7 protein-coding genes are annotated in these 10354 nt (G+C 61.7%); 3 read left to right on the plus strand and 4 right to left on the minus strand.

Going from position 1 to position 10354, the window contains the following annotated elements; genetic code table 11:
* Positions 1-912: enolase C-terminal domain-like protein (locus tag MAXJ12_RS25535; protein ID WP_008838963.1), on the plus strand; the 912-nt coding region annotated here is incomplete at its 5' end.
* Positions 913-1331: 419 nt separating this feature from the next.
* Here the strand turns inward: MAXJ12_RS25535 and MAXJ12_RS25540 are convergent.
* From MAXJ12_RS25540 to MAXJ12_RS25555, 4 genes are all read right to left on the minus strand, one after another.
* Entirely contained in the window at positions 1332-3545 is a 2214-nt protein-coding gene (locus MAXJ12_RS25540; protein ID WP_008838964.1) for a xanthine dehydrogenase family protein molybdopterin-binding subunit, read from the minus strand.
* Positions 3542-4519 carry an FAD binding domain-containing protein gene (locus MAXJ12_RS25545; RefSeq protein ID WP_008838965.1) on the minus strand — a complete coding sequence of 326 codons (978 nt, stop codon included), beginning with the start codon at positions 4517-4519 and terminating at the stop codon, positions 3542-3544. The genes MAXJ12_RS25540 and MAXJ12_RS25545 overlap by 4 nt, the downstream gene beginning before the upstream one ends.
* 3 nt (positions 4520-4522) lie before the next feature.
* Positions 4523-5164 carry a (2Fe-2S)-binding protein gene (locus MAXJ12_RS25550; RefSeq protein WP_085984075.1) on the minus strand — a complete coding sequence of 214 codons (642 nt, stop codon included), beginning with the start codon at positions 5162-5164 and terminating at the stop codon, positions 4523-4525.
* A 241-nt stretch (positions 5165-5405) separates the two neighbouring features.
* The gene (locus MAXJ12_RS25555) at positions 5406-6296 is read right to left on the minus strand and encodes an AraC family transcriptional regulator (protein ID WP_244421600.1); all 891 of its coding nucleotides are present in this window, start codon (positions 6294-6296) and stop codon (positions 5406-5408) included.
* A gap of 110 nt (positions 6297-6406) precedes the next feature.
* Between MAXJ12_RS25555 and MAXJ12_RS25560 the strand changes: the two genes are divergently transcribed.
* Together MAXJ12_RS25560 and MAXJ12_RS25565 are read left to right on the plus strand one after the other, a co-directional pair.
* Positions 6407-8212 carry an ABC transporter transmembrane domain-containing protein gene (locus MAXJ12_RS25560; protein ID WP_008838968.1) on the plus strand — a complete coding sequence of 602 codons (1806 nt, stop codon included), beginning with the start codon at positions 6407-6409 and terminating at the stop codon, positions 8210-8212.
* Positions 8213-8699: 487 nt separating this feature from the next.
* Positions 8700-9956 (plus strand): epoxide hydrolase family protein, encoded by a 1257-nt coding sequence (locus MAXJ12_RS25565; protein WP_008838969.1) that lies wholly within the window; start codon positions 8700-8702, stop codon positions 9954-9956.
* Positions 9957-10354 lie beyond the last annotated feature (398 nt).

Raw genomic sequence — 10354 nt, forward strand, 5'->3', positions numbered from 1 at the left:
CTCAATCCCTTCGCGATCTGGAAGACCCTGATGACCAATGAAAAGCCTGGCGGCCACGGCGAACGCTCCGTAGCCGTTGGCACGATCGACATGGCCGTGTGGGACGCCGTGTCCAAGATCGCCGGCCTCCCGCTCTGGCGTCTGCTTGCCGACCGCTTCCGTGGCGGCGTGGCCGACGACAAGGTCTGGGTCTATGCCGCCGGCGGCTACTACTATCCGGGCAAGGACCACGGCAAACTGCAGGACGAGATGCGCAGCTATCTCGACCGAGGCTACTCGGTGGTGAAGATGAAGATCGGCGGCGCGCCGCTCGAGGAAGACATCGCCCGCATCGAAGCGGTGATCGACGTGGTCGGCGATGGCCGGCGCCTGGCGGTCGACGCCAACGGCCGCTTCGATCTTCAAACCGCCATCGCCTATGCGGAAGGCCTCAAGCCTTACAATCTGTTCTGGTACGAGGAAGCGGGCGACCCGCTCGATTACGCGCTCCAGGCCGAGCTTGCCGGCCATTACGACCTGCCCATGGCCACCGGTGAGAACCTCTTCTCGCACCAGGACGCCCGCAACCTGTTGAGATATGGCGGAATGCGCCCTGATCGCGACTGGCTGCAATTCGACTGTGCTCTTTCCTACGGGCTGGTGGAGTATCTGCGCACGCTCGATGTGATGCAGGAACTGGGCTGGTCCTCGCGCCGCGTGGTACCTCACGGCGGCCACCAGATGTCGCTCAACATCGCCGCCGGCCTTCATCTCGGCGGCAACGAGAGTTACCCGGACGTTTTCCAGCCCTTCGGCGGATTTGCGGACGGCATCGCGGTGGAAGACGGCAATGTCGGTCTGCCGCAGATCCCGGGAGTCGGCTTCGAAGCCAAGTCGGGGCTCTACCGGGTGATGCGGGAAATCGCCGAATAAGATTGCGTCGCTTGGCCGCGTGCGTGTCTTGCAGCAAATGGGGGCGGCTTTGTCGGCGCGGGTTTACGCGCACTTCGGGCTCGCTAGTCGCTTCCGAAATTCCGGCCATTCGAAGTGGTTGCGTCGCGGCACGATCTTCCGGGTCACGGCGGGCAGCCGCGGTGTAGCTTCTTGGGAACGCCGTGAGGAGGTGCAACAGCGCAGACCACGTCCGCTTCCGGTGATACATGACACCCAAGGAACCTCGCTTGAAGGACCGCTCTTGGCGCAACTTTCCCGTTCGAGAACCGGAAGGGTTGACCCAATCGAGACCTTGCTGCGCCTAATTTCTTCCCGAAACAGCACTCACAACCGCTGGCCAATTCCGTGGCCACGCGGTTCGGACAGGGATCTTTAGCGCTAAGGGCGAGCAGTGTGGCTTATGCCGTCAGGACATCCTCAATCTTGATCGGCAGGGTCCGAACACGTTTGCCCGTCGCGTGGAATACCGCGTTGGCGATTGCCGGAGCGGTACCCACCAATGCAATCTCGCCCAGGCCCTTCACGCCAAGCGGGTTCACGTGCGGATCCACCTCGTCGACGAACAGCGCCTCCAGCTTCGGAGTATCGAGGTTCACGGGCATGAGGTAGTCAGCCATGTGGGCGTTGACCGGGCGACCGTCACGCGCATCCAGCACAGTCCGTTCCATCAGCGCCATGCCGACGCCGCCGATCATGCCGCCCGTGCATTGGCTCCTTGCGAGGAGCGGATTGACCACTCGCCCGATGCCATACGCGCCGACAAGGCGACGTACCCTGATCGTTCCGACATCCTGATCGACGGAAACTTCGGCAAAGACAGCGCCGAAGGAATGCATCGAATACTTTTCGGCCATTTCCGGATCGCGTTGGGCAGATCCGTCTGCCTCGATCGGATTGCCCGTGTTGGCCAAGACATCGTGGTAGGACAACCCCGGCGAGGTATCTCCCCGCCGACGAAGGCGTCCTCCCGTCCATTCAAGATCCTCGATCGAGGCTCCAAAGACAGGCGAACTCTGATCAGCTATCGCGCGTTTGGCAGCCTGGGACTGCGCCTCCAGACAGGCCGCTCGAATTGCCGATCCGACCGAAGCCATTGTCCAGGAGCCACCGTGGGACGGCGTGGGCGGGTAGTCCGTCGTGCCAAGCGCGAACCGTACTTGTTCCGGCTGCAGCCCAAGAAATTCGGCCGCCACCTGTGTCATCGACGTGTAGGTGCCCGGCCCCATGTCGCTGGCCGCCGCCTCGACTTCGGCAGTACCGTCTGGGAGGAGGCGCACCCTGGCGTTCGAAGGCGCATGGAAAGCCGGGTACGTAGCGGTGGCGGTGCCCATGCCGATCAGCAGGCGACCGTCGCGCATCGAGCGCGGCTCAGGGTTCCTTTGCACCCAGCCGAAACGCTCGGCTCCCAGTTCGTAGCATTGCATCAGCGAGCGGCTGGAGAACGGCTTGTTTTCGGCCTCGTCGATCTTGGGCTCGTTCCGCCGTCTCAATTCGATCGGATCGATGGCGAGCTTGTAGGACAACTCGTCCATGGCGCTTTCCAGTGCAAAGATGCCGCTTGCCTCGCCCGGACCGCGCATATGGTTGGGCGTGGCCGTATCGAGTTGCGCAAGACGATACTGGGTGCGCACGTTCGGGCAGGAGTACAGGTATTCGGTGACGGCGGTCAGGGCCTCGGTGAACTGCTCGTAGCGGCTCGTCTCCCCGGTGCCTTCGTGGACGACCCCTGTCAGCTTGCCGTCGGGTGTAGCGCCAAGGGCGACCCTCTGGAGCGAGCGCGGCCGATGGCCGGTTGTGAAAAACATCTGCTTGCGGTTGAGCACAAGCTTGACGGGCCGCCCGACATGACGCGCCGCAAGTGCCGCCAGCGTCACGTGCGGCCATGTTCTCAGACTGGTGCCGAAGGCGCCGCCGATAAAGGGGCAGATGACCTCGACATTCTCGGCGGACAGGCCGAACACCGCGGCGATCTCTGCCTGCTCGTTCACCAGAAACTGGCTCTTGCTCCACAGGGTCAGTCGATCGCCGTTCCAGGCAGCGACCGTCGCGTGCGGCTCCATGGGATTATGGTTTTCTCGGGCTATGTCATAATTTTCGTCAACATTGACGGCCGCCTCCGCCACCGCGGCATCGGCATCGCCCCGCGATCTGTCGGCCGTGCCCGCTTCCGGAGCGATTCTGGCTACCTGCTGATCTGCGTGATCGACGATCGGTTGACGAGCGTCGTAGGTGATACGCAGCGCCGCGGCAGCACGCTCGGCATGATCGAGCGAGTCCGCAACCACAACGGCTACGGGCTGGCCGTAGAAGCGAACGCTGTCGTCCTGCAGCACATGGAGCCGTTCGCCGACCGCGGGGTCGATGACGGCCTTGTGCGGCAGATAGGCCAGTTTCAGAGCATTGCGGTGGGTGATCAACGCAACGACACCCGGCATGCGCTCGACCCCGGCGCTTTCGATCCCAGTCACTCGGCCAAGGCCGACGGTCGCGCTCACGAGGACAGCATAGAGCTGCCCTGGCTGGTTGAAATCGGCGGCATAGCGCGCCTTGCCTGTGACCTTGGTGTGCCCATCGACCCGCGTCAAAGGCTTTCCAATGACATTCATGTTCATGCGACTTCCCCCGCCATTTCCAGCGCCCGGACGATCGTTCTGGGCAAGAGCGCGACCTTGAAGGCATTGTGGTGCAACGGCCGGACGCCCTTAGTGGCCAGTTGCGCAGCTTCCTCGAAGGCTTGCCTGTCCGGCTTTCTTCCAACAAGCGCGGCCTCGCAAGCGCGCAGCCGCCAGGGACGCGTGCCAACACCGCCTGCCGCGATACGCGCCGCGCGGATGACGCCGTCACCAATATCAAGTGCGGCAGCGGCCGATACGAGGGCGAATTCGTAGGAGGCGCGGTCGCGGACCTTGAGGTATCGGGCTCGGCGCGCATGGGGCCCGCCCGGCACACGGATTTCGACGATCAGTTCACCGGGGAGCAAGGTATGTTCGAGATGCGGTGTGTCGCCGGGCAGGCGGAAGAGTTCCTCCACCGGGAAGCTGCGTTCGCCCTGCGGACCCTGCACGCGCAGGGTGGCGTCGAGCGCCACCAGCGCCACCGCAACGTCCGAAGGATGCGTCGCCACGCAATGGTCGCTGGTACCGAGGATCGCATGGCCCGCGTTCAGCCCCTCGATCGCGGCGCAGCCCGATCCTGGCGTGCGCTTGTTGCAGCCGGCGTCAAGCATGCGGAAGTATGGACAGCGCACCCGCTGCAACAAGTTCCCCCCCATCGAAGCCATGTTCCGCAATTGTGGCGACGCGCCTTCGATCAGGCTTTCTGCGATCAGCGGCTGCAAACGTTGGACATCGGCATCGGCGGCGACTTCGGCCATCCGCGCGAGCGCACCTATGACCAGGTCTTCGCCCTCGAACCTAATGCCGCCCAGAGGCAGCCTGTTGATGTCTACGAGCCGCTCCGGGCGCTCGACCTCGTCCCGCATCAGATCGATGAGTGTGGTGCCGCCGGCGATGTAGCGCGCACCCGAAGAGCCAGCGGCGATGGCTGCTTCGGTGCTGGCTGTTTTTTCCAGGGTGAAGGGGAACATGGGTCAGCTCCTTCCCACCGCGTCAGCGACTGCCGCGACGATGCCTGGATAAGCGCCGCAGCGGCAGATATTGCCGCTCATCCAGAACTGGATCTCCTCAGGCGATCCCGCGTGACCTTCGGCAATGCAGCCAATGCCTGACATGATCTGGCCCGACGTGCAGAAACCGCACTGGAGGCCTTCGTGCCTCACGAAGGCTGCCTGGAGAGGGTGAAGCTCACCGTCCTTTTCCAGCCCTTCGATGGTCTGGACGTCGGCACCGTCATGCATGGAAGCCAAGGTCAGGCAGGAGACGATGCGCTTGCCGTCGACGAGAATGGTGCAAGCGCCGCAGGCACCCTGGTTGCAGCCCTTCTTGGTGCCGGTGAGATTCAACGACTCGCGCAGGACATCAAGGATGGACTGACGGGGGTCGAGCTTGAGCTCTTTGGGTTCGCCATTGACAACGAGCCGGATTGTGTCAACGGCCGTGGCTTCTGTCCTGGCTGGTTCGGCTGCCATCGCGGCTCCGTGAGGGATTGCAGCGAGCGACGCAGCACCGCCCGCCAACTGCAGGACAGTGCGTCGCGACAATGGCGAGGAGGCACGAGTGGAATTCTCGTCTGTTCCTGCCTCGCCTGAAGGTGTCAGGTTTCGGTTGGTCATCTTCGTCTCCTAGCGGAGGCCCACATGGCGGTCTCGGGAAAACCGTGCCTTACAATTCCGTCGGACACGCTATCTGCCCATTGCGTGCGGACCAGCGCTGGGAGTGCTGTTTTTTGTACGCCAGTGCTGTCCTGGGAAGGCCGCGCCTTTGGTTCACGCGAGTGTGATCGCGCGCACACGCAACCGCGTGCGGCCGCCAGTTATCCCTATGCGGATAGCAAGGATCGCGCTGTGAAGAGCTCTAAAGACGGCACGTACGCCGCCATACGCCGGGTGTGGCGTTCACCACCCTGACGAAGACCCTGGTGAAGTGGCTCTGATCCGCAAAACCGCAGTGATGCGCGATTTGATCGATGGATAGCGCCGAGTTCAGGAGCAAATCTTTCGCCCGTTGGACCCGCTGGACCAGCAACCACTGGAGAGGCGGCATGCCTACCGCGGTCTTGAACGCTCGCGCGAAGTGGCTGCGCGACAAGCCGCATGCGCGGGCAAGTTCATCCAGGCCGATCTCCCCATCCAGGTTGGCCAGGAGCATGTCCTTCGCCCGGCGCTCCTGCCAGCGCGCCAATCCTCCCCGCATCGGACGCGCGACAACTGGCTGCTCGGCATAGAAGGCTGTGAGATGAGTCAGAAGCGCCAAAGCGATCTGGTCTGTGAAAAGCTGGCTTGCTGCGTCCGGCCGCTCGAAGGCCGGGACCAGGCACTCGCCAAGGTTTCTGATGATTTCATCTTGGAGCGCCACGCCGTTGGCCGCTCGCAGCGATCCCACCGGTCGCAAGTCATGCTCCTGACGGAACTGCTGGAGCGCCTCGCGTGACGCGAACATGGAGACGCAGTCCACGGTTCCCCGCGTCACGGAGGCATGTTCTTCATTCAGGTCAAGAAGAAGGAACTTGCCGCGACTGAGCGGCATCATCGGGGTCGGAACATCGTTGACCCAATAGGGTATGGAAGGCAAATCGGTTCGCTGCAGGCAGATGAGGTAGCCGTCGCGCCTTTCCATCCTTACGGGAGCGCCTGCGTCCACCCCGTCCCAGCGGAGGCGCGTGCCTACGATTTCCGCCAATTGCAAGAAACGGGTCGAAAGAGTTCGTGGCTGCTCCAGCCCGACAAACCTGCCGACGCTCCGCACAATCTCTTTGCCCATTGCCCATGCTCAAGTTTTGAGAACACAAGTCCGAAATTAACGAAGTTGATAGGCAACTCAATCTCAATCTACATGACATCTGAACGACGAATGCCATGGCAGCTGCCTGCAGGAGCGCCGAAGCCGCGCGAAGTCGATCGCTCCAGCCCCTGCGGCGGCTGTTTCCCTATATCATCCGTTACCGCAAGATGGTGGCGGGGGCTGTCGCCTCGCTTGTGGCCGCGGCCGCCGTGACGCTTACGTTGCCGCTGGCGGTCGGGCGCATGATAGACCGAGGTTTCGGCACCGCGGACTCTGGCTTAGTCGCCAACTATTTCGCTATCCTGGGCGCCCTAGTTGCCGTGCTGGCGGTGGCATCGGCATGCCGCTATTACTTCGTTGTCACTCTTGGCGAACGGGTAGTCGCCGACATCCGCCGCGATGTCTTCGCTCATGTGACGGAGCTCTCTCCATCTTTTTTCGACACCGCCCAATCCGGCGAGATCGTGTCCAGACTCGCCGCCGATACGACGCAGGTGAAATCGGCTGTCGGTGCAACGGCATCAGTGGCGCTTCGGAACATAATCCTCGTCTTCGGTGCGGTCGCCATGATGGTCGTCACGAGCCCGAAACTGTCGGCTCTCGTCATTGTCGCTATTCCTATGATCCTGCTCCCCCTTGTCGGCTTCGGCCGATCGGTGCGCCGGAAGTCGCGGGCAGCGCAGGACATGTTGGCCGATGCCACGGCCTATGCCAGTGAACAGATCGCGTCGGTTCGCACCTTGCAGGCCTTTACCAATGAGGGGCTGGTTACGACGCATTTTTCTCAAGCAGTCGAAGCCGCGTTCAAGGCAGCGCGATCATCGGTCTTCGCTCGGTCGGTCCTGACTTTCTTTGCGATCTTTACGATCTTTTCCTCTGTCGTGGCGGTCCTATGGTTCGGCTCGCGCGGCGTGCTTGCAGGGACGATATCGCCCGGCACTCTTGGTCAATTCCTGCTCTATTCGGTGTTTGCCGCCGGGGCGCTCGGCGCTCTGTCGGAGGTGTGGGGCGAACTCAGCCAGGCGGCTGGCGCGGCCGAGCGGCTGGCCGAGATCCTGGCCGAAAAACCTGCCATCGAGGCGCCGCCCAATCCGACAGCGATGCCGACTCCTGCCAAAGGGCTCGTCGAGTTTCGTGACGTATCGTTTTCCTACTCCGCAAACCCAGAACTGCCGACCCTGCAGCGGCTGAGCTTCTCTGTAGAACGCGGGGAAACGGTCGCGATTGTTGGATCTTCTGGGGCGGGCAAGAGCACGTTGTTCTCGCTGCTGATGCGTTTTTATGACCCGCAGTCCGGCTCGATAATGGTCGACGGTGTCGATATCCGCGAAGTCGATCCCAAAGAGCTTCGAAGCCGTCTCGCCCTCGTGCCGCAGGATGTAACGATCTTCGCAGCAACTGCACGGGAGAACATTGCGTTCGGAAGACCCGAGGCATCTGGCGCAGAGATCGAGCAAGCGGCCAGCACGGCGGTCGCAGACGAGTTTATCGCAAGATTGGATAAAGGGATTGAGACGCAGGTCGGAGAGCACGGCGTCATGTTATCGGGCGGTCAGCGCCAGCGCATCGCGATTGCCCGGGCAATCCTGCGAGACGCTCCGATCATGTTGCTCGACGAGGCGACATCTGCGCTGGACGCCGAGAGCGAAATGCTAGTGCAGAGGGCGGTAGAGAGATCAATGAGGGGCCGAACGACCATCGTGATAGCCCACCGCCTGGCGACGGTGCTCAAGGCCGATCGCATACTGGTCATGCACGAAGGGGAGATCGTCGAGGAAGGCACTCATCACAGCCTTGTGGCTGAAGGCGGGGTGTATGCTCGCGTAGCCAAGCTGCAGTTCGATTGCGGCGGGACATCATTTTTGAGTGCGGCTGAGTGAGCCGATGCGGTCGGCATCAGTTTAGCAACCGGGTCAGAGCGGAATGCTCCACGCTCAGCCCCTTCTTTTCGTGAGTCTCAGGTGGCGACGTCAGTGTCGCCGTGTGAATGACGGCAATCGCATTTTCAGGACCAGAAGCTGCCCGTCTGGTTGCGGCCCCCGAACGCGACGCTAGAGTATCTGCTCGGCAATGACCGCTCCTGGCGCGACCCAGCCGGTCGGCGCATGGGACGGAGCGTTCTACGTCTCAATCGGTGTGGAAGGGGACCTTCGCACCGCCGCGGAAATCATCCAGCCAGGTCTATGACCGACGGCCGAAAAAGGTGTAAACTAGTTTGTCGTCGCGACCGAGCCGATATTGGCGGACGGTAGTGTTTGGCCGCCGCTTGGCACCCTCACGAGAGATCAGCGCCGTCCCTGCCGGCCGGCACATTGTTGTTCGTCGGTAGGGCATACGATCCCTGTCGAGCGAACGGGGAGGACCGACATGCCAGAACCACTGATCGTTGCTCGCGGATCGGACAATCCGATCCGCCCATTCCACGTTGACGTTCCGGAAGAAGATCTTCTCGAACTTAAACGTCGTGTCAGGGCGACGCGATGGCCCGAGAGGGAAACTGTTTCGGATCAGTCGCAAGGTGTAAAGCTCGAGACGATCCAAGAGCTTGCGCGCTACTGGGCCGACGAGTACGACTGGCGCAGAATCGAAAGAAAAATCAACTCCTACCCGCACTTCCACACGGAAATCGATGGCCTGGACTTTCATTTTGTCCACGTTCGTTCGAAGCATGAGAATGCAGTTCCACTCCTGATTGCGCACGGCTGGCCGGGCTCAATAATCGAGCAGATGAAGCTCATCGAACCGCTGACCGACCCGACAGCGCACGGCGGAAGCGAAGTGGAGGCATTCCATGTGGTTATTCCGTCGATGCCAGGTTACGGCTTTTCGGGGAAGCCGACGGCAACGGGCTGGAATCCCGACCGCATCGCGCGCGCTTATGCGGAGTTGATGGCCCGTCTTGGCTATCAGAAATATGTGGCGCAGGGCGGCGATTGGGGCTCAATCGTCGTCAACTCCATGGGCGTCCAGGAGCCGCAAGGTCTGATCGGTATTCACACGAACATGCCTGAAGTGATACCGGCTGACGTGGATGCGGTGATCTGGTCCGGCTACCCGCTGCCCTCGACTCTTTCGGATGACGAGAGGAAGGCCTGTGAACAGGTTCGCGAGAACAAGTTCGCATATGCCTTCATGATGGGCACGCGCCCGCAAACGCTGACTGGACTGGTGGATTCGCCTGTCGGATTGGCGGCATTCATGATCGATCACGACTGGAAGAGCCACGCCATGATCGCGAGATCCTTCGCGGGGGTGGAAGAAGGCCTGACCCCCGACGACATTCTCGACAATGTGACACTCTTCTGGCTCACGAACACGGCGATTTCTGCGGCTCGTCTCTACTGGGAGAACACAGTTGCAGGAACCTCCTTCTTCGCTGCCAAGGGCGTGAAGCTTCCGACAGCCTGCAGCGTCTTCCCGGACGAGATGTACGAAGCACCACAGAGCTGGGTTGAAAAGGCGTATCCGAACCTCATACACTTCAATGCGCTGCCGAAGGGCGGACATTTCGCGGCCTGGGAACAGCCTGAATTCATGACGGCCGAAATTCGCAGAGCCTTCGAACCACTCCGCCAAACGATTCTGGCCGAGACACCGGATCGGCTCAAGCCAATAATGGCCTGATGCGTTCTCGCGGGTGGCGTCATCATAGCGCCGCCCGCGACCTGACGCGATGCGGCGATGCTGAAGTGGTTGCACGGCTCGGATCATACTGACCAACTCAGCCGGTGGAACGGTGGGACACGGCCAATGTCGATGAACACGTTGGACAACAGGGCGACCTACCTCGTTGTGGTAGCGGGCATCTTCCTTGTCGTTATCGTTGGGAGTTACGCTTTGCTAGTGGATCCTGACGCTCTGAACCCGTCGCGCTAGACCGAGACCAGCTGTGGGGCTCAATAGGTTGTTCCCGGCTGAGCCGAGTCGGGATGGGTGGTTCTGAGCCGATACTGCTATCAGGCCTGTGCCAATTGTAGCCATTGTAGCTCCAAGCCATAGTTGCGCATCGGCGGGGGGGGTTC

This window comes from Mesorhizobium alhagi CCNWXJ12-2 (assembly GCF_000236565.1).
Classification (GTDB): domain Bacteria; phylum Pseudomonadota; class Alphaproteobacteria; order Rhizobiales; family Rhizobiaceae; genus Allomesorhizobium; species Allomesorhizobium alhagi.